This is a genomic window from Psychrobacter sp. FME5 (assembly GCF_014861375.1).
GTDB lineage: Bacteria > Pseudomonadota > Gammaproteobacteria > Pseudomonadales > Moraxellaceae > Psychrobacter.
This window is the reverse complement of the sequence record NZ_RRYX01000017.1, coordinates 1-23,242: the sequence shown is the minus strand read 5'-3', so window position 1 is coordinate 23,242 and position 23,242 is coordinate 1. Positions and strand designations below refer to the sequence as shown.

The 23,242-nt window shown below is 42.1% G+C and carries 19 protein-coding genes and 1 other RNA gene; 12 read left to right on the top strand and 8 right to left on the bottom strand.

The genetic code is table 11. The annotated features are described in order from the left end of the window. The first annotated feature begins 54 nt into the window (after positions 1-54). Positions 55-648 carry an oligoribonuclease gene (orn, locus tag EI161_RS04280; RefSeq protein ID WP_192523361.1) on the top strand — a complete coding sequence of 198 codons (594 nt, stop codon included), beginning with the start codon at positions 55-57 and terminating at the stop codon, positions 646-648. A 102-nt stretch (positions 649-750) separates the two neighbouring features. Here the strand turns inward: orn and EI161_RS04275 are convergent, their stop codons facing one another. Next, positions 751-1,605 (bottom strand): UDP-2,3-diacylglucosamine diphosphatase, encoded by an 855-nt coding sequence (locus EI161_RS04275; protein WP_192523362.1) that lies wholly within the window; start codon positions 1,603-1,605, stop codon positions 751-753. Positions 1,606-1,682: 77 nt separating this feature from the next. Next, positions 1,683-2,198, bottom strand: coding sequence for a peptidylprolyl isomerase (locus tag EI161_RS04270; protein WP_192523363.1), 516 nt, complete (start codon positions 2,196-2,198; stop codon positions 1,683-1,685). A gap of 527 nt (positions 2,199-2,725) precedes the next feature. Here EI161_RS04270 and EI161_RS04265 point away from each other — a divergent pair. The 4 genes from EI161_RS04265 (at position 2,726) to EI161_RS04250 (ending at position 7,827) form a co-directional block, all read left to right on the top strand. Further along, entirely contained in the window at positions 2,726-4,465 is a 1,740-nt protein-coding gene (locus tag EI161_RS04265; RefSeq protein ID WP_192523364.1) for a glutamine--tRNA ligase/YqeY domain fusion protein, read from the top strand. 506 nt (positions 4,466-4,971) lie between these two features. Further along, positions 4,972-5,610 carry a peroxiredoxin gene (locus EI161_RS04260; protein WP_192529050.1) on the top strand — a complete coding sequence of 213 codons (639 nt, stop codon included), beginning with the start codon at positions 4,972-4,974 and terminating at the stop codon, positions 5,608-5,610. A gap of 156 nt (positions 5,611-5,766) precedes the next feature. After that, positions 5,767-6,429 carry a glutathione S-transferase family protein gene (locus EI161_RS04255; RefSeq protein WP_192524838.1) on the top strand — a complete coding sequence of 221 codons (663 nt, stop codon included), beginning with the start codon at positions 5,767-5,769 and terminating at the stop codon, positions 6,427-6,429. A gap of 459 nt (positions 6,430-6,888) precedes the next feature. Further along, a complete protein-coding gene (locus EI161_RS04250) occupies positions 6,889-7,827 on the top strand; it encodes an META domain-containing protein (RefSeq protein ID WP_192524839.1) in 939 nt (312 codons plus the stop codon). 109 nt (positions 7,828-7,936) lie between these two features. Here EI161_RS04250 and ruvC read toward each other — a convergent pair whose 3' ends face one another. Continuing rightward, positions 7,937-8,521, bottom strand: coding sequence for a crossover junction endodeoxyribonuclease RuvC (gene ruvC, locus EI161_RS04245; protein WP_192524840.1), 585 nt, complete (start codon positions 8,519-8,521; stop codon positions 7,937-7,939). 259 nt (positions 8,522-8,780) lie between these two features. Here ruvC and EI161_RS04240 point away from each other — a divergent pair, with 259 nt between their 5' ends. Beyond that, the gene (locus EI161_RS04240; RefSeq protein WP_192524841.1) at positions 8,781-9,410 is read left to right on the top strand and encodes an FxsA family protein; all 630 of its coding nucleotides are present in this window, start codon (positions 8,781-8,783) and stop codon (positions 9,408-9,410) included. A gap of 157 nt (positions 9,411-9,567) precedes the next feature. Here EI161_RS04240 and ssrS read toward each other — a convergent pair. Next, a non-coding RNA gene (gene ssrS / locus EI161_RS04235) (6S RNA) lies at positions 9,568-9,763 on the bottom strand. A gap of 261 nt (positions 9,764-10,024) precedes the next feature. Between ssrS and gpmI the strand changes: the two genes are divergently transcribed. Continuing rightward, positions 10,025-11,683 carry a 2,3-bisphosphoglycerate-independent phosphoglycerate mutase gene (gene gpmI, locus EI161_RS04230; protein WP_192523365.1) on the top strand — a complete coding sequence of 553 codons (1,659 nt, stop codon included), beginning with the start codon at positions 10,025-10,027 and terminating at the stop codon, positions 11,681-11,683. A 280-nt stretch (positions 11,684-11,963) separates the two neighbouring features. Then, on the top strand, positions 11,964-13,415 hold the full coding sequence (locus EI161_RS04225) for a S41 family peptidase (protein WP_225735218.1): 1,452 nt from the start codon (positions 11,964-11,966) through the stop codon (positions 13,413-13,415). Between the two features lie 136 nt (positions 13,416-13,551). Here the strand turns inward: EI161_RS04225 and EI161_RS04220 are convergent, their stop codons facing one another. The 3 genes from EI161_RS04220 to EI161_RS04210 form a co-directional block, all read right to left on the bottom strand. Next, positions 13,552-15,282, bottom strand: a complete 1,731-nt coding sequence (locus EI161_RS04220; protein ID WP_192523367.1) for a sigma 54-interacting transcriptional regulator — start codon at positions 15,280-15,282, stop codon at positions 13,552-13,554. A 168-nt stretch (positions 15,283-15,450) separates the two neighbouring features. Next, on the bottom strand, positions 15,451-17,217 hold the full coding sequence (locus EI161_RS04215; protein WP_192529048.1) for a sensor histidine kinase: 1,767 nt from the start codon (positions 17,215-17,217) through the stop codon (positions 15,451-15,453). Positions 17,218-17,262: 45 nt separating this feature from the next. After that, a complete protein-coding gene (locus EI161_RS04210) occupies positions 17,263-17,898 on the bottom strand; it encodes a response regulator (RefSeq protein WP_192529047.1) in 636 nt (211 codons plus the stop codon). A 453-nt stretch (positions 17,899-18,351) separates the two neighbouring features. On the opposite strand from EI161_RS04210, the gene EI161_RS04205 reads away from it, so the two are divergent. Continuing rightward, entirely contained in the window at positions 18,352-19,440 is a 1,089-nt protein-coding gene (locus EI161_RS04205; protein WP_192529046.1) for a serine hydrolase, read from the top strand. A gap of 122 nt (positions 19,441-19,562) precedes the next feature. Beyond that, entirely contained in the window at positions 19,563-20,240 is a 678-nt protein-coding gene (locus EI161_RS04200) for a thiamine phosphate synthase (RefSeq protein ID WP_192523371.1), read from the top strand. A gap of 43 nt (positions 20,241-20,283) precedes the next feature. Here the strand turns inward: EI161_RS04200 and EI161_RS04195 are convergent, their stop codons facing one another. Then, positions 20,284-20,613, bottom strand: coding sequence for a TraR/DksA family transcriptional regulator (locus EI161_RS04195; RefSeq protein ID WP_192523372.1), 330 nt, complete (start codon positions 20,611-20,613; stop codon positions 20,284-20,286). Positions 20,614-20,987: 374 nt separating this feature from the next. Between EI161_RS04195 and EI161_RS04190 the strand changes: the two genes are divergently transcribed. Together EI161_RS04190 and EI161_RS04185 are read left to right on the top strand one after the other, a co-directional pair. Next, entirely contained in the window at positions 20,988-22,190 is a 1,203-nt protein-coding gene (locus tag EI161_RS04190) for a phosphoglycerate kinase (RefSeq protein WP_192523373.1), read from the top strand. Positions 22,191-22,469: 279 nt separating this feature from the next. Beyond that, positions 22,470-22,856, top strand: coding sequence for a hypothetical protein (locus EI161_RS04185; protein WP_192523374.1), 387 nt, complete (start codon positions 22,470-22,472; stop codon positions 22,854-22,856). The last annotated feature ends 386 nt before the right edge of the window (positions 22,857-23,242 follow it).

Here is a 23,242-nt window from a genome sequence, read left to right as displayed (position 1 = left end):
TTCATTAAAATTGCTCCAAAGTTGCTTCAAACTTTATTGACCATAGGATACTTTATGACTACCGGTGACCACCCCAACAAGATTAAAATCAAAAACCAAGGTAAAAAAGGGCTGGTATGGATTGACCTAGAAATGACCGGACTCGATACCTTAAATGACGAGATTATCGAGATTGCCACTGTCGTTACCGATGAGGATTTGAATGTCCTTGCGGAAGGGCCTGTATTTGCTATCAAAGTATCTGATCGTAAACTAAACGGTATGGACGATTGGAATACCAAGCAACATGGCCAGTCAGGATTGGTGGACCGTGTGCGCCGTAGTACGGTGACATTAGCAGAGGCTGAAGCTGAGACCATCAAGTTTCTGAATAAATGGGTTGACAGCGGTAAATCACCGATGTGCGGCAATTCGATCTGCCAAGACCGCCGCTTTATGGCGCGCCAAATGCCAGAGCTTGAGAGGTTCTTTCACTATCGTAACCTTGATGTGTCATCGATCAAAGAATTATGCTTCCGCTGGCGTCCTGATATTCTAAAGAATTTTGAAAAAGGTGGCAGTCACTTAGCTTTAGATGATATTCGCGACTCTATCCGTGAGCTAAAGCACTATCGCCAGCACTTTTTTAAATTGATGCCACAGGATTAATAGCCGAATAAAATAAGGGTCTACTAAATGTTTAGTAGACCCTTATTTTATGAAAGTTGTAGGGTGTGCCTCGCGCACTGACTTTGGTGCGCAGGGCGCACCCTACACTGAATGTTTAAATTCGAACAATCCAAATTCAGCATTATTAGAGTGGCTGTCAATATTTGCATTTATATCTGTCGTAATCGCACCAATCACCGCACTGACTTTTGGCTGGCGAGTGTCGCTATCTAATAGCCGCCAATCACCAAGGACATAGCGAGTTTTACCCTCATTACTTTGGTGGATTTCAGGACGATGAGTATGACCATGTAGTAAGGCGTCAAAGTGATAAATAGCTTTGTTCACTGCCGCTTCATTAACATCCATGATATATGCTGCTTTATTGGCATTGTTTTCCTGACTCTTTTGGCGCATGTTATCAGCGATAGCCAAGCGTTTCTCTAACGATTTATTGAGCAAGTACCATTGGATTAAGCGATGGCGCATAATTTTACGAAAAAACTGATATTTTTTATCATCAGTACAGAGTGCATCACCGTGTTCTAAACGATAGTTTTCTTGACCTACAGCTAAAGTATAAGGCTCATAAATAAGCTCACCACCGAATAAACTACAAAATGGCTGACCTAATAAAAAATCACGGTTGCCATGCATGATTAGTACCTCGCAACCTTCGACCCGCAGCTTTTTTAACTTAACGATCAGCGGTGTAAGCCAATGTGTTTGGCGCTCATCTTCTGATAACGATAAATAAACGTCATCACCCAGCCAGACCTCAAACCAATCGCCTAAGATAAACAGACGTTTTAGCGCTGGCAGAGCAATGCAGTCATCAACTAATGCCAAAAAAGCCTGCACTAAGGCAGGCTCTTCAGGCGATAAATGCAAATCGCTAATCAAAACTTGCCGCACTTCATGAGGACGGGTTGTGATTAAATGATTAAAACTTTGCATTTATCTTTATCCTCATAAATCATAAGTAACGATTTATAATCAGAATTTACCGAATAGTTGTTATTCAGAATTAACGATTATTCAGAAATAATAGTCGCTGAATTAATAGTTACTGGCTCTGTTGGTACGTCTGCATGCATGCCGAAACGACCAGTAGGTACGCCGCGCATTTTTTCAATCACGTCCATACCGCTTGTGACTTTACCAAATACGGTATAGCCCCAGCCTTGCATGTTTTTGCCAGAGTGGTTTAAGAAATCGTTGTCTTTTACGTTAACAAAAAACTGGCTGGTTGCTGAATGTGGGTCTTGGGTACGCGCCATCGCGAGGGTACCTTTGTCATTCTTTAAACCATTGTCAGCTTCGTTTTCGATAGGCTTGTTGGTGGCTTTTTCATTCATCTCAGCGTCCATTCCGCCGCCTTGAATCATAAAGCCGTCAATGATGCGGTGGAAAATCGTGCCATCATAATGACCAGATTTTACGTAGTTTAAAAAGTTCTCTACCGTTTTTGGGGCTTTTTCTTCGTTGAGTTCGATAACGATCGCACCCATACTGGTGTCAAGCTCTACTACTGGTGGCATGTCTACCATGAGATATTCCTTTTTGATTGCAGCGCCTAAAATGACGCTGTTAAGTGGTGGGTAAAAAGTTGGTAAATAAAAAGTTATGGCTAGTCTAACGGCTTTTTTATCCTGTGTCATGTATCAGGCTGTTAATGCCTTTGCAAAAGCTGATAGAATAACGCAACTTTACCCATTTTTGATTACTTTTAAACATATCGTCTTAGGTCATGTCCTCAATCTGAACAAAATCAACTAAATGGGCTAAAAATGGCTAAATCTTGCCAAACTGCGTTAAATAGCTGGCTAATATCTTGATATTATCTGTACTATTTTCCTTGTTTGACTGCAATTTATCTCATTTTTATCACCATTTTCAAAATGAGGACACGCCCTAATAATTTGATTTTTATACTCTGTTGTTTTCATGATTGAGGTTTTTTATAAGCCAGTGTTGTTTTAATGGCTTAGTTTTATTTCATAGATTAGTTTGAATTTTCCATGAGGCGTGATGGCACGTCGCATGAATTGACCATTTGCGTTAGGAGCAATACCCGATGAGTGAGCACTCAAGCAACCATGCACAAAAAGACGAGCAAAAAAACGATTTTATTCGTAATATCATTCGTGAAGATGTCAGTGCACAAAAATATCAGCAAATTGTCACGCGCTTTCCACCTGAGCCAAACGGTTATTTACATCTCGGTCATGTAAAGTCTATCTGCCTAAACTTTGGCGTGGCAAAAGAGTTTGGCGGTGTCTGTAATCTGCGTTTTGATGACACCAACCCAACCGCAGAAAAGCAAGACTATATTGATAATATCAAAAACGATGTGAAATGGTTGGGCTTTGAGTGGGCGGGTGAAGCTCATCATGCCTCAGGCTACTTTGACCAAATGTATGCATGGGCAGTGCAATTAATTGAGCAGGGCGATGCGTATGTAGATTTGCAGTCGCCTGAACAGATCAAAGAGAGTCGTGGTTCGTTTAACGAAACAGGCACAGCGTCACCATATCGTGATGCTAGTGTCGAAGAAAACCTCAAGCTCTTTAATGATATGAAAGATGGCAAGTACGCTGAAGGTAAAGCGATATTGCGCGCCAAGATTGATATGGCAAGCCCAAATATGAATATGCGCGATCCCGTTATCTACCGCGTCATGCATCAAGCACATCATCAAACCGGTGATAAATGGTGCATTTATCCGATGTATGACTTTGCCCATCCGCTCTCTGATGCGCTCGAAGGTATTACCCATTCGTTGTGTACGCTGGAATTTGAAGATCATCGTCCCTTTTATGATTGGGCAGTTGAAAAAATCGGTTTTGAGCAACCGCCGCACCAGTATGAGTTCTCTCGTTTAAATGTCGATCATACGATGACCAGTAAGCGCAAATTAAAGCAGCTGGTTGATGAAAATATCGTTAGCGGTTGGGATGATCCGCGCATGCCTACCATCGCTGGCATGCGTCGCCGTGGTTATACGCCAGAAGGCTTACGTGACTTCTGTGAGCGTGTCGGCGTGACCAAAGTAGACAGCGTCGTTGATTTTCGCTTATTAGAATTTAGCATTCGTCAGTCATTGGAAACCACCACTGCGCGCGGTATGGCAGTGCTCAAACCATTAAAAGTGACGATTACTAACTTTGCCGAAGCAGTCAGTAGTTGGGAGTCGCAAAAGGCTGATAGCGTCAGTGCGCGTTTTGATGATGCCGCGCAAACCTTATGGCTGACTCAGCCGAAACACCCTAATGTCGATATGGGCGAGCGTGAGATTCCATTTACTGAAACGCTCTATATCGATCAAGGCGATTACGAAATTGAGCCGCCAGCAGGTTATAAGCGTTTATCACCAGAAAAAAACGAGATTCGTCTGCGTAATACCTATGTGTTGGCTGTAACTGAGCATATCCTAGATGACGCTGGCAATGTGATTGAGCTAAAAGCCACGATTGACCCAGCAACTTTGGGTAATAATCCTGAAGGTCGTAAGGTTAAAGGCGTGATTCATTGGGTGTCGGCCAGTCAAGGCGTGCCAGCCACCGTACGTATGTACGAGCAGCTATTCAGCGCTGAAGACCCCAGTAGTGTTGCTGATGTGCATCAAGCGCTAAACCCTAATTCGTTGACTGAGCTTGAGGCCGTGGTTGAGCCATCGCTTGCCAATGCTGAGGCTGGCACGCGTTTCCAGTTTGAGCGTGAAGGCTACTTCATCTCTGATAGCGAAGAACACAGCGGTGATAAGCCGGTCTTCAACCAAATCGTCAGCCTGCGCGATAGTTATAAACCAGCTTAACTTATAAAAGCTAGCGCCGCTAATGCTCATTTAAGGTATTACTAAACAATAGTGGTTTGCAAGCTTGCCCATTTCTAGTACGCTGGAGATGGGCTTTTTTATAAATGATAATGTTTTCTCTCAAAATGAGGGATTTAGAATGTAGTCCAGTCAAACTATAGTCAAAATACTTTAAAAACGCTACGATACTGCGGGTATAGTTTTTTTGCAGCCTTTGTCTGCGTAGGCACAGCAAGCTAGAAAAAACGGTACCTGCAGTACGTGATGTAGCGATATTACTTCTCACTGACTATATTAAATCTACTTTTCTTCTTAGTAATAAATGGAATAACCGCATTACAATCCATCACAAGACATTCATAACCAGTTTGCTAAGATAGAATAGAATTTTTGCTGACGTGCTTTAAGTTATTGTGTAGTATTAGCTGAGCACGTTTGATAATAATAGAGCGTATGGATAGATTTAGGTCTTAATGCTCATTACTAATATAAATAAGGAATGAAACATGGCAAATTTACGTTTAGGTGATAGCGCACCAAATTTTGACGCGACAACCACTGAAGGTGATATCAATTTTTATGATTGGGCTGGAGATAACTGGGTGGTTTTATTTTCACATCCTGCAGATTACACTCCAGTATGTACCACTGAGCTTGGACGTACCGCAGCATTAGGCGGTGAGTTCCAAAAGCGCAATGTTAAACCAATCGCACTATCGGTCGATGGTTTAGAAGATCATAAAGGCTGGGTAGGTGATATCGAAGAAACTCAAGGCACTGCCGTTAACTTCCCTATTATCGCTGACTCTGATCGTAAAGTAGCGGATCTTTATGACATGATTCATCCAAATGCTGATAACACAGCGACGGTTAGAAGTGTTTTTATTATCGATCCTAAGAAAAAAGTACGTTTAACGCTGACGTATCCAGCCAGCTGTGGCCGTAACTTTGATGAAATCGTTCGTGTCATCGATGCAATGCAATTATCTGATGAATATAACATCGCCACACCAGTTGATTGGAAAGATGGCGACGACGTTATCATTCCACCAAGTGTTAAAAATGAAGATATTGCCGCAAATTATCCTAAAGGTCATACAGAAATTAAGCCGTATTTACGCACCACGCCTGCACCTAACAAATAAGTTGAGCGTACTTGATATTTGCAGTTGATTAAAAATAAAGAGCCCTATAACGTAACGTTATGGGGCTTTTTACTATTCACATAACAAGCAGCGTTATGGTTTTGCTATGATGATAAGAGTAGGTCGCTTGTTAGCCCATTTTACCAGGAGTTCGTTATGAAGAAATTATACGTTACCCGTACTGCGCCAAATCCCCGTAAAGCCCTTATTTTATTAGCGTCAAAAGGTATTGATGTTGATGATATCGATGACCTTGATGTGGTCGATATTGATTTTGCTGCTAATGAGCAAATGTCAGAGGCATTCACTAAAATAAATCCGATGCAGACAGTGCCAGTATTGGAGTTAGATGACGGTACCATACTTAATGATTCGCAGGCAGTATGTGAATATCTAGATCGCGTTTACGGTGAACGCTCGGTGATGGGTAACGACGTGGTACAACGTGCGCAAGTGTGTTCTCTACGCCGTATTGCTGAGTTTGAAGTGTTGTATAATTTTATGCTGGCTTTTCAGCACAGCCATCCATCTAAAGCCCAGCGTGTTGAGCAGGTTCCAGAATTTGTCGCGCCATCCATCGCCCGTGCTGTTAAAGCACTCGCTTATTTCGAAAATATTTTAGAGGATCGTGAGTACTTGGTCGGTGCACAATTAAGTTTTGCTGACATTGTGCTGTATTTAGGTTTAGATTTTGGCAAACTCCTTAAAGTGAATCCTAATGAGCAAGGTGAGAACTTAGCGCGTTTTTATCAGATGATGAATGAGCGTTTTAGTATTAAAAATATGGCAAATGCCAAACCAACAGAGACTAACGACTGATTTTAGCTTGTCGTAAAGTCTGCTTACCATAACAATGAGCAAAAATGAGTAAAAAGGTAGTTAACAGTAAATGTTAGCTATTTTTTTGACTCTTAAAATAGCTAGCACTAAACCATGAGTAAATTAAGCCCTTTTTAAAATATATAATAAAAGTAAACATTTCATTACATAAAACAGTGAGGTCGAGGTTATAGTGACTCAATTATCTTGATTCAAGAAAGTATGTTTTAAAAGCGTTCGATGACTAGGGCGTGTATGTTTTATGAGCTGAGCCCGTGGGCATCTACATATAGTCGATTCCATTTAAAACTATAGCAGTAGCTATGTTAATAGGCATGACTCTTTTTTATTTAGACTGGGCTATAGTAATTTCTATCAAGATAAAAACTTAAATGGGTTACTTTAAAATATTGACGTTAGAGAAGGAAGGTTGAACAAGCTTTCTAATAGGTATGTACTATGTTAGTTAGAACCACAAAACCAGCTTTAAGGTTGCTTTTATTACCAAGCGTATTGGTAGCGAGTTTGGCATTAAGTGCGTGTCAAAAAGATGCTACACCTACTGAAAATAGCATGTCAGATACGAGTGAAGTTGGTGCAGACACCAATGTGACGGAGAGTGAAAATGCGCAATCTGATACTAATATGACGACTAATGCCTCCGAAACCACCGAACTGACCGCGACAGAAAAGCTGAATACTGACTTGTCTCGCCATCGCTGGACGTTGGTCAGCGCGAAAGATTCTGCCGAGCAGCCAGTAAGTGCATTGATGGATATTAAAGATCAGGTGACACTGTCATTTAATCACTATCAGGGTCAAAATACGCTAAATTATAGCGTCGGCTGTAATACGATCAGTGCTGCCTATCAATTACAAAAGCATACTTTGACTATTGAAGATGGCATGAGTACTAAAATGTCGTGTGGTGATCTTGATGCCGCTGAGAGTCAATTAAACACAATGATGCAGGGTAGTAGTGAGCTAAAACTTAATGAAGGTGAAAACCCAGTATTGACACAAGTTGCTAGTGATTCTGTAACTTTGGTATGGAAAGGTAGGCTTACAGCCCAAGCCAAATACAACAGTAAAGGTGAGACCATATTTTGGGCCGTAAATGCTCAGAAAGTTCCTTGTGACGACAATAGCTCACAAAAGTGCTTACAAGTTAGACCCATTACTTATGACGACCAAGGTATTAAAAGCAGCGAAGGTAAGTGGGCAGCATTTAAGGGTGACATAGACGGTTACCAGCATGACGGTAAGCACGATGAGGTGATACGCCTACAACGCTACCCGCTAGACAATGGTGAAACGGCAGAAAGTGTTAATCGTGATGGTTCCGAAGACTATGCTTATGTATTGGATGCCGTCATTGAAAGTTCGGTAGCAAAATAAGTATTTAACGGATTAAATACCAAGAATAAAAAACACGCGTCCAGATGGTGCGTGTTTTTTTGTACTTAGTATCATTTATTGGTTTATAGTCAGTAAAAAATATTGTTTTTTAACGTAAGTTTCCTAAGTCTTCTTCTGTCAAACGCCAGCGGCCCTTTTTCTTAGAAGCACCGCGTCCGCGCATGGCGCTGTTTAGTATCAATTTGTTCATTGAATGGCTGGAATGCGCATGACAAATGGCACAAGCAAGACCATCGGCAGCATCTTGTTGCGGCATAAAGTCTAACGACAGTATGCGACAAACCATTTCTTGTACTTGCTCTTTGGCGGCTGCGCCATAGCCACAAACGGCTTGTTTTATTTGGCGAGCGGTATATTCTGATACTTCCAAATCCAATGCCACCATAGCAGCAATAGCCGCTCCACGTGCTTGGCCAAGCTTCAACGCTGAGTCTGGATTTTCTGCCATAAATACTTGCTCGATAGCCGTATAAATAGGCTCTTCTGCATATTTTATATGATGCTGAGTAATACGCGTCAAACCATTGAAAATACGTTTAAGGCGCTCAGGCATCTCTTTGGTGTCTGTACGAATGGTCCCTGCATCGATATAAGTGAGTTTATCGCCTGTCTGTTGGACGATGCCATAACCGGTCATGCGTGAACCTGGATCAATCCCAATAATAATTGCCATAGTATTCCATCTTGCTTACATTTTATTTTATATTCAACCCTATATAAATCGGATACGGTGTCAGACTTGCTCAGCCTACTACTCGTAGTACTTTTACTCACCTTCCTTGTATCCAAATTATATTGTACTGACTATATGTCTTAAAAATTAGCCGTAAGTTTGATAGTATAGCAATCAATCCCCATATACATCATATGCTAGCCATTTAAATTTACATGGCGCTCAATTTTTTAGACTTTATCTTATAGGACGACACTTTATGGGTCAGATAGTTGGTATTGCCATCGTTTGGTTTATTATCGAAATGCTACTTTGGTATTTGCTTGCTCAGTTTATGAGTGGTTGGTGGGTATTTATGTGGTTTATTATCGCTGCTGTTATCGGCATCTCACTCATGCGTAAAGGCTTGGCCGCTCTCAATCCGATGGCACAGCAGATGAAAGCTGGCGGTATGATGAACCCATCGATGCGTCCGCAAGAGTCAACCATGATAAAAAGTGTGGCCATGGCGGCGGCAGGTATTTTATTGCTGATTCCTGGTGTGCTTAGTGATTTGTTGGCGTTACTCGTGATATTGCCACCTGTACAAAAGAAACTGAAAGACTTTGCCAATAATTACGTCATGAATAATCAGCAAAAAATGATGGAAATGATGGCCAAGCAGATGGGTGGACAAATGGGCGGCCAAAATCCATTCGGTGGTGCTGGTGGTATGGGTGGTCAAAACCCATTTGGCGGCGCAGGCGGTACGAATGGTCAAAATCCATTTGGTCAACAGCAACAAAACCCATTTGGTGATGTATTCAAGCAGCATACGACCGTTGATGGTACTGCCAAAAGCATCCCCAAAGATGTGAAAAAGATTACTAAATCAGCCAATGATGAATAGTCCATACGTTGTAAGTTGATAGTGGTGATTGTTTAATAATAAAGAAAATTAGCTATAAAAAAAGCCCCTTTCGTCAATGACAAAAGGGGCTTTTTAGTGGTTATCACTCATTTATTATAAACTAAATGAATCTAAATAGAAGAGCTACTAACCTAATATAACAACCGAAGTGCCGCCGTAAGATGGTGACCCATGAACCGTGAAGTTCAGGGCGGATGCGTCATTACCTCGGCAGGTTTCCTGATACACCGCAAGCGGTGCAGGCATACACAATGAAGTAATAGGTACCACATCCTGGTAAAGCATTATCGGCTCAGGGAATAAACATCTACTAGCCAACACTTCAGAATACATTTATCTTAACCAATGGCTTGAGGGATTGCAAGTACGAATTACAGATTGGTACTTATACAAATTGATACTTAGACTTAATAATTGGCATTATTGAGGTCATCACCTCCTAAAAAATCATTCAAATGGAAGCATAAAAAGCGCTTGATTGATAGCCTAAAAGGTCAATTTTTCAGCTATTTTGAGATGTGTGTTAATATAGAGGGCTTTAGAGATCCTAATACAGCATCATAGGCGTTCATTCACTTGAGGAGCGGTAATCAATGACCAACACCCAGCAACCATCAGAAGCTATTAATGATAATAAAGCGCAGCTTAATAATAAGCGAGATAGCGCAGAGGATAAAAAAACACCGCATGTCTTAATGATATTAGATGGTTTTGGGTATCGAGAAGATGATAAGGACAATGCGATCGCCGCCGCCAATATGCCAAACTTAGATAAGATTTATCAACAATATCCACATGGCTTGATATCAGCTTCAGGAGAGGATGTGGGATTGCCAGATGGTCAGTTTGGTAATTCAGAAGTGGGGCATATGAACTTGGGTGCTGGTCGGGTTCTTTATCAAGATTCGACCCGTATCTCAAGTGAGGTAGAAAATCGTGAGTTCTATAAAAACGAAGCGTTAGTCAATGCCGTAAAAGCGGCGAACAAGCTTGGTGGTAACGTCCATATTATGGGTCTGCTATCAGATGGTGGTGTGCATTCGCATCAAGACCATATCGAAGCGATGTGTCACTCGGCATTGGTACATGGTGCCAAAAACGTCTTTGTGCATTGCTTCCTAGATGGCCGTGATACCCCGCCCAAATCTGCCGATAAGTACATCAATCGTCTGCGCGACCATATCAATAAGCTCAATGCGCATTATGAAGGGGGCCGCGTACAGATTGCCAGTATCATTGGTCGCTACTATGCGATGGATCGTGACAATCGCTGGGATCGCGTACAAAAAGCTTATGAGCTGATCACTGAGGGTAAAGCGGATCGTTTGTCGACCCGTGCTGATGGTGCGGTGCAGGCGGCTTATAAAGCGCGCGAAACCGATGAATTTATCAACCCGACTGTGGTGATTGGTCGTGATGAAGTGCCATATACCGTTGATGATAATGACGCGCTTATTTTTATGAACTTCCGTGCTGACCGTGCTCGCGAGCTTGCGCAAGCCTTTGTATTGCCCGATCATGAGTTTTCAGGTTTTGCCCGTCATAAACAACCAAAACTTGCGGCATTTGTGATGCTGACTAAATACTCAGATATTTTGGCAGACAACCCAAAAACCAGTATCGCTTATTATCCAACCTCATTGACCAACACGCTTGGCGAGTATTTGCAGGATAAAGGTAAAACCCAGCTACGTATCGCGGAAACTGAAAAATACGCCCATGTGACGTTTTTCTTTAGTGGTGGCCGTGAGGAAGAGTATAAAGGCGAAACCCGTATCTTAGTACCTTCTCCCGATGTTGCGACTTATGATCTAAAACCTGAAATGAGCGCCCCAGAAGTGACCGATGAATTGGTGGCGGCTATTGAGTCTGGCAAATATGATGTGCTGGTGGTCAACTACGCCAATGGTGACATGGTCGGGCATACCGGTATATTCGACGCAGCGGTGCAAGCTGTAGAAGCATTAGATGTCAGCGTTGGTCGCGTAGCAGCAGCAGTTCGTGCAGCGGGTGGGGATATGCTTATCACGGCAGATCACGGGAACTGTGAGCAAATGCAAGATTACGAGAGCGGTCAAGTCCATACTCAGCATACGACAGAACTGGTACCACTCATTTATATTGGTGAGCAAAAAGTAACAGTACGTGATGGTGGTAAGCTTAGTGATGTGGCACCGACTATCTTAGCGTTAATGGATGTTGAAGCACCCGCTGAGATGACAGGTGAGAGTTTATTGATTCCAGCATCATAAGCCTGTTATTTAATATGTTGACAGCTTCTTAGTACGGCTAAAACAATAAAAGTAGAAAGGAGGGATAGTGATTATCCTTCCTTTTTTTATGTGTTTTTTACGATACATTTCGCCTAAGTTACTTGCAATACTAGCCTAGTCTTAGATAGTGGCTTAGTGCTATTTTATAGGATATTATTCATAAATGACCATACAATAACTTCAAAAATGTAGTGATTTTTTTATGCATATTATCAAACCTCTATTTTTATTAATGTCTAAAAGATTGGAAAAATCAACGATGACAGTATCTATTAATACTAATTTTCTTAGCTTTCGTTTATTAAAACCGGCACTTATTACAGGTTTGATGGGATTTACTGTAGTGAATATCCCTGCCCATGCCGCTCTCAATAATGATGACAGTAATCCAACGGCAAGTTTGCAATTGATTAGCTTAAATGCAGATGATGTGCCAATCAACAATGGCGCTGATGACTTATCAGATATCGCCGATTTGTTAGAATCTGCAGACCAAGTCGATGACTCAATAGATGCTGTGCCTGATGAAAGCGTGTTGAACAACGACTCAGATGACATTAATACGGATATTCCAGAAGAAGTCGCGGAGGTGTCATTAAAAGCTATATCTCCTGAAACGCTAAAAACATTTGTCGCCGTGGTTGATTTAGTTCGCCGTGAATATGTTGATGCTGTGAATGATGAGGAGTTATTCAACAATGCGATGAGTGGTATGTTGACTAAGCTCGATAGTCATGCAGAGTTCTTAGATGCCGAAGCTTATGAAAATCTGCGCGCTTTTACCGAAGGGGACGTTGGCGATATCGGTATCAAGGTGGAATATCAGTCAAAAATTGGCTACTGGGTCATTACTGAGGTCATTGACGATTCACCTGCCGATAAAAAAGGCATCGCTGTTGGTGATTACTTGCATCAAGTTGCCGAGTTTAAACTTGATCAGGACAAAGAGAATAATGATATCGAGCAACTTTTAACTGGGATTGCTGGTACGCAAGTGGATGTTGTGACCTCTAAAGCGGGTCGCCGTAAACATACCACGACTTTACAGCGTAATAATAACCACCCACAAATTATTGAAACAAGGCTTACGGATGGAATCGCTATTGTTAGATTGCCCGCGTTTCAAAATAATAGCCGTGAAAAATTGCTACAAAGTTTAATCAACTTAGAAGCCCCTGTATCAGGTATTTTATTAGATATGCGTGACAATCCAGGAGGGGTGTTAACGTCGGCTATAAGCGTCGCCAGCTTGTTTATAAATGATACCGATGTGGTACAAGTAAAAGGCCGCCAAAGTGACTCACGGACGCTATCGACTCAAGGTACGGCGTTACTCGAATCATTACCAGTAGTTGTTTTACAAAACAGATATTCAGCGTCAGCAGCAGAAGTGTTGGCCAGTAGCTTGCAAGCGCAAAAGCGTGCCACTATCGTTGGTGAGGTCAGTTATGGCAAAGGGTCGGTGCAGTCGGTGATACCGCTCAATGATGAGCAGGCAGTTAAGCTAACCGTCGCCAACTATATGACGGCATCAGGCAGGAAGATAGACGGGATTGGGGTAGAGCCTGATGTGATATTATCAGGTAGTGAGCGTACATGGGAGCAGCAGGCGCTTGACTTGTTGCAAGAGCAAGCACTTGATTCGGGGGTTCGTTTTGTCCGAAAACCCTCTGAAAAAGATAAGGCTGGAACCAGCAATAAAAATTTATAACAGGAGCACGTAGCTAACAAAGTATCGTTTTTATTTAGAACTGCCTATACTAAAACTAAAATAGGCTGTATCAAGCTTGATTGGCTGACAGAAATAAGCTAACGAAATATCATAACCACATTGTGGTTTTTGCCGGTCATGATTTAGAATAATTTTCATCGATTTCTAACTTTTTCATGCGATAGCGTAAAGAGCGAAAAGTGGTCCCAAGCAGTTCTGCCGCTTGAGTTTTATTCCCGCCAGTTTGTTTAAGTGCAGTGATAATCAGCTGTGTCTCTTGTTCTTGTAAGTAATGCTCCAAACCTTCAGACGGTAATTCGCCATCAGCGAAGGCACTTGGGTTGGCTGACGTGTCGTTCTCAGTCTCAATAAAGTGACGATCGATAGATTGTTTTTTACGGTCGTTATTAGTAATAGTGGCATTAGGTCGCTCTACCTCGTTAGCGACTGAGCGCTGTATCATAGAAGAGTAGTGCTGAATATTAGTACGATAGGGGTGCAAATTAGAGGTTGTTTGCTGCATCTTTGCCGTGGTCGTTCTGTCTGTAGGCTGAGAGATGTGCTCTTGATTGTCTATCGATTGCGTTGCCAGTGGCTCATGTATTTTTTGCTCGGATAACTGAATATTAGGAATACTTGAGAGCCCATTTTGACCTTGAGATATTGTACTTTGATTAGCAACGTCAAAGTCAGCATCAAGCTCGGGTAGGCCTAAATGACTGACATCAATATGTGACGTTTCCGCTAAGGTTACAGCGCGCTCGAGTATATTACGTAGCTCACGGACGTTGCCAGCAAAATCATGGCATTGTAAGCGCTGGCAAGCCTCCATCGTTAATGATGGCGGCGTCTCTAACTGCCATTCACCAGCAATCATGGCCAAAAAATATTCTGCCAAGACAGGAATATCATCACGACGCGAATTAAGCGTTGGTAGCTTTAATTCAATAACATTAATACGGTAGTACAGATCTTGTCGAAACGTACCATCCTGCACCAACTGGCTCAAATCTTTATGGGTTGCAGATAAGATACGAATATCGACTGGCGTTTCTTTTGTATCGCCAATGGCACGTACCGTTTTTTCTTGGATGGCTCGTAGCAGCTTTACTTGCATCGCCAAAGGCAAGTCGGCCACCTCATCTAAAAATAAGGTACCACCGTTAGCCTGCTGGAAAAGACCTTGCTTGTCAGCGACAGCACCTGTGAAGCTGCCTTTTTTGTGACCAAAAAACTCCGACTCCATGAGCTCTGAAGGTATCGCCCCACAGTTCACTGGCACAAAGCTGCCATCCCTGCGCGGGCTTAAGTCATGAATCAATCTGGCGACTACTTCTTTACCCGTACCAGATGCCCCAGCCAAAAACACGGGTGCTTGCGAGCGGGCCAATTTTAAAATAGTTTTTTTGAGGGGATGCATCACGGCAGAATCACCGATGAGTCTACTGTCTAACATTTTTTGTTCGGGTGTAGATTCAGGTGTGGTTTGCGCTTCGCTATCTCGATGAATAACCTTTAGGGCATTTTCGACTAATTGACGTAAACGTGGCAGCTCAAGTGGCTTGTTAACGAAATCAAAAGCGCCCATCTTTAATGCTTCAATAGCTAAGTCCATACTGCCGTGTGCGGTAATAACGGCTATCGGAGTATTAGAGCTATTGCTAACTTCTTTTACCAGCTCCAGTCCTGAGCCATCAGGCAGCTTTAGATCAGTCAAGCAAAAATCATACTCATTTTCTTGCCAGTATGATCTTGCTTGTGCCAGTGTATATGCCACATCACTTTTGATACCCATTTTATTCAAAGTAATCTGCATTAATCGGCACAGATCTACTTCATCATCAACGACTAGTGCGGTTTTTGTCATACATCATCTCATCGTGTTCAACAGCTATAAAGTATTAAGGTTTTAAACGAAACAAGGGTAAAGCCCTTTTGCAGAATACCGAGGAATCAATCGTATACAGCTTTTTTATAGCAAATATTTAAGAGGTCAACCTTTTTCATAAGACAAACATCTTACTTTACAAAAACTTTAATCAAGGGAGTCTTCAGTATTTTTAAAGGTAGTATCAGAGTTGGTCGCAGGCGCAATCAAACGAAAGCAAGTTTTTTCGTGCTCAGGAATACAAAGTAAACGGGCTTGATTGGCTTCACAAAATGCTTGCGATAAATACAATCCTAAGCCTGTTCCTGCTTCATCTGTGGTAAAAAACGGGTTGAATAAATGCGGAATATCGTCAATATTAACACCAGCACCCCCATCTAAGATATCAATTATAACATCGTTATCTGCACAATAAATTTCGATTTCCACAAAGGCATGAGGGTGAGCGTAGCTACTATGACGTAAGCCATTGTTAATTAAGTTAATTAAGATTTGCTCTAATTGATGGGTATCAAAAGAGATGGTGGGTTGAGCCTTAATATGCAGAAAAATATCGTGTCCTTGAAAGTAATTCTCTAAAAATGTTGGTACCCACTCGGTTAACGCAACCGACTGCTGTTTTGCCGCTTGTTGTCGCGACAGCTTTAGAATGTCCTCGATGATACGATTCACCCGCTTCGTTTGTGAAAATATCATTTTATAAAGCTCGTAATTACCAGTCGTATCGCTGCTTAATGCACTAGCTGCCATACTGTCATCTGTTGTGTTTTCCGTAGTACTTTCTAGGCTATCCTCCATCAGCAGCTGGCTGGCTTGTGAGATAGCTGCTAGTGGATTTCTTATTTCATGAGCGATACTGGCTGTTAATTGTCCTAAAGAGGCCAGTTTTAATTGTTGGGCGCTGGCTTGTTCACGGCGTAAGTCTTCCAGCAGGATCAATTTACTGCCATCTTTTAATGGGATGATTTGTATTCGTAGCTTGCCAAATATGGAAGCGTTTGCTACCGCAGGCAAGTCATAAGTAAAGCTGCGCGACTGCCCAGCTGCTACCGACAAACAGGCCTCAAATAGCTGCGAGTGCTGCTCATTGAGCTGCTGCTGGAAGTTAGATAAAAGGGTGTTACGAGAGTTATTTTGCCCATTTTGTTTATCAACGGTGGTGCTGTGCAACAACTCTCGCGGATTATGTGAAATGCTCAGTAATTGGTGAGCCGCAAGGTTTGCCAAGACGATATGCTGGGTATCGATAACAATAACACCGTTAACCATTTGTGTGACCACTTCTTGATTGATGGCATTCAGTCTTTCGACTTCTTTGGCATGACTGGCGGCTACTTTTTCAAGCTGTACTAAGCGGTGCGAGATTGACCAGCTCAAGCCACCGACCGCCAAAAAGCTTGCTGACATGAGTAAAGCATCAGCCAAATTGGCCAAGTTCATGCTATTGGCAATGGCATAAAAAAACTGTTGATAAATGACAAAGATAATAGCGAGTAGGGTAATGATTAATGCTTGTGAGCCTTGCAATAGCATAAAGCTTGCTGCCACGACCACCATATAAAGCATAGTCAGCTGCAAATCAGGTGCGCCTGCGGTATACAGTAATAAGCTTAATATAATGACATCTAATGCCAATCCAAGCGCCAGCTGCCGCTGCATTTTTTTATGTACAACATAAAACAAGCCAAGCAAGATTAAGCTAAGAATGACATAAAAGCTGAGAGCAGTCTGCTGCAGGAAGCTTGGTAGGGATGTGCTACCACCCGTGCGAGCAGTAATATACACCGTTAGCATAGAAAATAAACTAAGGACAAAGCGATAACTGCTATAAATGAGACCTAGTCTGCGCAGTTGCGGTAGAGGGAGGGTATCTTCGCGATGTAAATAGTGAGTGATAGCAGCAGCAGACTTCATAAATTGACCGTCATAAAAGGATAGATGCTTAAGTGCTTAAATGACTTATGGTTGAATCAGACCGTGACGAATTGCCAAATGAGTCAACTTGACATCACTATCTACACCGACTTTTTCGTAGATACGGTAGCGATAAGTATTAATGGTTTTGACACTGACAAACAGCTGATCGGCGATTTGTTGCGGGCTTTGACAGTTGACGACCATCATTGCTACCTGTTTTTCACGATCACTCAATAAGTCAAAAGGTGAGTTGGCATTATCTGACAATAAAACATCCGCCAATTGCTCGGCGACATCTTGGCTAAAGTAGCGCCCGCCTTGATAGATTTTTTTGACTGCTCGAATCATCTCTTCGAGAGGCGTGCCTTTAGTAATATAGCCATTGACACCCGCTTTGATAAGCATGGAGGGATAAGGCTGTGCTGACATACTACTCACGGCCAATATCTTAATACCCATATCCAGTTGAATTAAGCGTTTGGTTGCTTCAAGTCCACCAATATTGGGCATATTAACATCCAGTAAAATCACATCAGGATGTAGCTGTTTGGCCAGCTTAATGGCCATATCACCGCTGTCCGCTTCACCAACCACTTCGATGTCGGCACTGTCTGATAACATACGGCTGATACCCATTCTTACCAAATCATGATCATCTACTACCAATACTTTAATCATAACGATACTCTTTATTATTTGTCAGAATGAAGGTTTTTATTGATGTTAAATGACCGGCAAAACCGAGCCGTTGATGTCATTTTTTTATTTTTGAGAAGGTAAATGCTGCTATCATGTTATATGGATTTCACTATTTAATATAACAAAATACGAATAATTACAGCATTCAGAGTTAATTTATATTGCTGCAATGTGAAGCAATGTTTCTATAATATAAAGTAGTTGTAGCAAAACTTGAATTAGGTCAAAATAAACCATTAAATCAGTTTGATAGATTAAACTTAAATGCAAACCATGATACACTAAAAATACAAAAACTCTATATGAGTACTTACAAACACATCCATAAACGCTACGTACGTTGTTGCTATTAGTTAGTATGTAACTGATTTTTTAACTACTGATTTTTAAGTAAAGTTACTAATTAATGGCATCGCGGCAGCAGGAGGCATAATGAAGCAACTACCATTAACCAAACAGCAATTAATCGCTGCTATGATTTCATTGAGTTTGGGCGGTGTTGCACAAGCGGCATTGACTATTAATGGTAGCGCTGACAATGGCTCTAGTGCTCGTATAAGCCGAGGTGGAGCCGATAGCTTGTCTGAAGCACGCAACATCATGTATAAGTCTAAAGGCTCTGCTATCAAAAAAGTCGATACTGGTTATGGGTCGACCAATATCACTAATACCAACAGTTTTGGCAGCAGCAATAACAGTTACAATAGCAACAATACTTTCAACACGACTTATCGCGGTGCTTTTGGTAGCAGTGATATGATTCCAATTAGCACTGATTCGCGCAGTATTGCCGTCATTGATGCAGAAACGGGTGAGTCTATTTATGAAAAAGACGCCGACATTGCCCGTCCGATGGCCAGTATTAGTAAAGTAATGACTGCGATGGTGGTATTGGATGCGGGTCTCGATATGCGTGAAGAGATTACGCTCGATCCAGAAGATTTCGTCGGTCCTAAACGTGCAAGCTCACGCTTAAAATCAGGCGATCGACTAAATCGTGCTGAAATGCTATTGATGGCATTGATGAAATCAGAAAACCCAGCAGCGAAGAGTCTAGCGCGTAACTATCCAGGTGGCTATAAAGCCTTTATACGTGCGATGAATCGTAAAGCCGAAGATCTAGGTATGACCACTGCCTATTTCGGTGATCCCACGGGACTTGATAAGCGTAACGTTGCTTCATCAAATGACTTAGTTAAAATGGTACGCGCCGCTGGTAATTATGATGTAATTCGTCGTTTCTCTACTACTAAGAGCTATGATTTCTTTGTTTCAAACTATTCGAGTGGTAATCGCACTTATAAAGCCAATAATACCAGCAGTTTGGTACGTGCAGGTAACTATCCTATCGGTATCTCAAAGACAGGTTTCATTAACGAAGCCGGCCGTTGCGTGGTGATGGAAACGCGTGTGAATAACCGCCCAGCAATTATTGTCATCCTAGGCGCGAATAGCTCAGCTACGCGTTGGGGCGATGCTAAAAATATCCTAAACAGCTTAGCGACACGCCGTACGGTGTAAGGTTATTGCGTAAGCATTTATAAAAAGGCTGTTATCTCACATAACAGCCTTTTTATTGTGTGGCGCCATTGTACGGAGAAATGTATTGTGCTGAGTAATGTATTGAGAGCAAGGAGCGTTAAATGGTTCAGACATCAACTTCTCGAGTGCCAAAACTGTATCTGTTGACCAATGACGACGAGTTTGCGCTTCTATATAAGAAATTAGAGGCAGCACTGGGGACAGGGTTAATCGCGCTATTACAAATCCGGCGAAAACAAACCTTGGCGCTAGCTGATGGTGAGTCCAGGCTTTACAAGGAAGCACTGAAAATAGTAGATTTGGCTAAAGCGCACAATGTACCAGTTGTCATGAATGATGATATCGATTTGGCTGTAAAACTTGGCATCGGGGTTCATCTTGGTCAAGAAGATGGCAGTATTCACGCCGCCAAGCAGCGTATAGCAGCCAATCAGATTATTGGTCGTACCTGTCATGGCGGCGTGACGTTGGTCAAAAAGGCGCAAGATGAAGGGGCGAGTTACGCGGCAATGGGCGCTGTTTTTGCCTCAAATACCAAACCAAACGCTGATACTATTTCGCGTCAGCAGCTTATTAATGGCTGTCAGCAAGGTATCAATATTTGCGTGATAGGGGGACTAACGGCAGAGAACGTCTCAGAGCTGGCAGGCTTGCCTATTAGCTATGTAGCGGTAGTGGGTGATATTATGGATTTGCCTGTAAAAAGCATTGCTAAGCGTTGTCAGCAATGGCAGCAGGTGTTTTCTAAGTCAACCTTTTCTAAGTGGTCTTCTGAATAAAAAACCCTGCTTGATAGCTACTATCTTTTATAAAAGCGCCTCTTTACTCAGCATGCTCCATACATAGGGTAGCGTAGGGCAATGCTTCTAAGCGTTGCTCTTCGATTTGCTTGCCGCACACCTCACATTCTCCATAAGTACCGTTCTCTATACGGCTTAAGGCATTTTCGACATAGACTAAGCTTTGACGTGCTTCGCCCATTAGGTTTTTGCGCATATCATTTTGACGATAAGAAATCGCTTGGTCTTCCCAGTGTTCATTAAGGTCATCTTGTGGGTTTTGGATGTGATCTTCGATTTTTCTGATTCGATTTTCATATTCATCTTTTAGTTTTAGTAGATTCTGCTTGGCAGTATTTAAATCGATGCTCATCGTATGCTCCTAGTGGATTATTTTTATTGTTTGTCTTCTTTATGATGATTTTTTTATGATAAGTAAGGTTTGTGATAAAGAGTCCCTCTATCATAGAGGTCATAATTTTTGAGTACCACCACGAAATGTTACTGATCGTTTTATCGAGCCGATGGATATTTATGAGTTTTTGAGAGAAAACTGCTAGAATACACCGCCTTAAATTCTTGCTGGGTCAGCTGTGCTATCGTTCTTTTTAAGTGAGCTGACTATAAAAAACCAACGGTAAGATAAATCGATTAAACAGATTAAATAGATTTGATAACCATTATTTAAGAACAGGCAGTCAACCGTCACATTGTAGATTAATAATAGATGCTAAATAGGAGCAGGTAATGAATTTTTTGCGTATGAGTGAGCTGAGCTTGACCGACAAAGTAGTGTTGATTCGAGAGGATCTCAACGTACCTATTAAAGGCGGTAAAGTCACGAGTGATGCTCGTCTGCAAGCCAGTTTACCTACTATAAAAATGGCGCTAGAAAAGGGTGCTGCGGTTATTGTTTGCTCACATTTAGGGCGTCCAACTGAAGGCAGTCCTGAGGCGGTCTACTCACTGGCGCCAGTGGCTGATTATTTAAGCGATAAACTAGAGTCACCAGTGAGCCTTAATACTGATTATTTGACTCAAGGTGTGTCAATTAAAGCCGGTGAGGTAGTTTTATTAGAAAACGTGCGCTTCAATAAAGGTGAGAAGAAAAATAACGTGGATTTAGCACAGAAATACGCCGATTTGTGCGATGTATTTGTCATGGATGCCTTTGGTACGGCACATCGAGCGCAAGCGTCTACGGAAGGCGTCACTCAAGCTATGCGTCAAGCGAATAAAACGGTTTGCGCAGGACCTTTATTGGCAGCTGAGCTTGATGCTCTAAGCTTAGCACTTGAAACACCCGCGCAGCCGATGCTGGCCATCGTTGGTGGTTCGAAAGTGTCGACTAAGTTAGAGGTTTTACACAGTTTGGCGACAGTGTGCTCACAAATTATCGTGGGTGGTGGCATTGCCAATACTTTCTTAGCCGCGCAAGGCCATAGCGTTGGTGCCTCGCTATACGAAGCAGACTTGGTCGATACTGCTCGTGACATTATGAGTAAAACTGAGATACTACTGCCTGAATATGTCGTGGTTGCCGATAAGAACGACATTAACTTTGATGATTTTATGGGCTCTTTACAACAGGCTACTGCCACCATTAAGTCTGTCGATGCCATTGGTGACAATGACATGATTTTAGATATCGCACCAGATAGTGCAAAGCAGTTGGCTGATGCCATTATCAATGCAAAAACTATCTTATGGAATGGTCCCGTCGGCGTTTTTGAAGTCGATGCTTTTGGTAATGGCACGCAAATATTGGCATCTGCGGTTAAGGCTAGCGCTGGTTTTTCAATCGCTGGCGGCGGTGATACGTTAGCTGCAATCGATAAATATCAAATCGCTGATGGTGTCAGCTATATGTCAACAGGTGGCGGCGCATTTTTGGAGTTTGTAGAAGGCAAGGTGCTTCCCGCTGTTGCTGCATTACAGATTGATGCTTAAGCGCTTAACGATACTCAGAAGTTAAGTAACATTAGGCATACAACTAATGATGGGCATCTAGGGTAGTCTGTGAAAATAATATTTTGGTCATCACTCTTGTCCGTTTTTATACGGATTAATTAAGTGTTGATAGCCAACTATTATTATCAAGTGGTTGCTTTATTGTTAAGTAATCATTATTTGTCTATATACTGAAAATTGTTATTGTATGTCCCACTTGCGCACTATAAAATAGCGCAACCATTTATTTTGACATGCATTATTTACGAGAGGTTTATTATGTTAAAACGTCATTTGTTACTTGCTAGCGTACTTGCTGGTACTTTTGCAATCACCGCATGTAGCCAAGAAACACAAGATAAAACGGAAGCTGCTGCTGAGTCGGCTGGCGATGATGCTGCTGCCAACACTGAAGAAGCTGCTGCTGAAACTGAAGCCGCTGCTGCTGATGCAGAAGTTGCTGCACAGAATGCTGGTACTGAAGTTGCTGAAGGCGCTGAAACAGCTGGTGCTGCCGCCACAGATGCGCTAGAAAACACGGGCGAAGCGGTTGTAGTAGGTGCAAATGAAGCCGTTGCCAATACCGCGGAAGTGGTTGCTGATGGGGCATCGGCCGTTGAGGACAAAGCCAGTGAAAACGCAGTAGAAGCAGAACAACAGTACTAAGCCGTTCAATGACTAATCTATTGGGGTACTCTCGATTGAGATACAACTTGAGTGATTAGAGTTGATAGTTGCTTTTATGAATAGCTGCTTTCGTTAATGGCCGCTTTATAAGCTCTCAAAATACTAAAAAAGCCTTGGTGATTGCCAAGGCTTTTTGCGTTGCTGATTATTTTTTAGCTGAGACTATAATTAAAATACTTCTTAGATTAACACATGAAGTGCAATATCAAATGCGAGGTGAAAAAAAGACCTAGATGCGCTAGCATCAAAGTTTTTATCCACCGACCAAAGTGAGATTGCAACCATGAACTATACACATCTAAGCCTAGGTGAACGATACCAGATTTATGCCCTTAAAGGGGCAAAACATAGTATTAAATTTATAG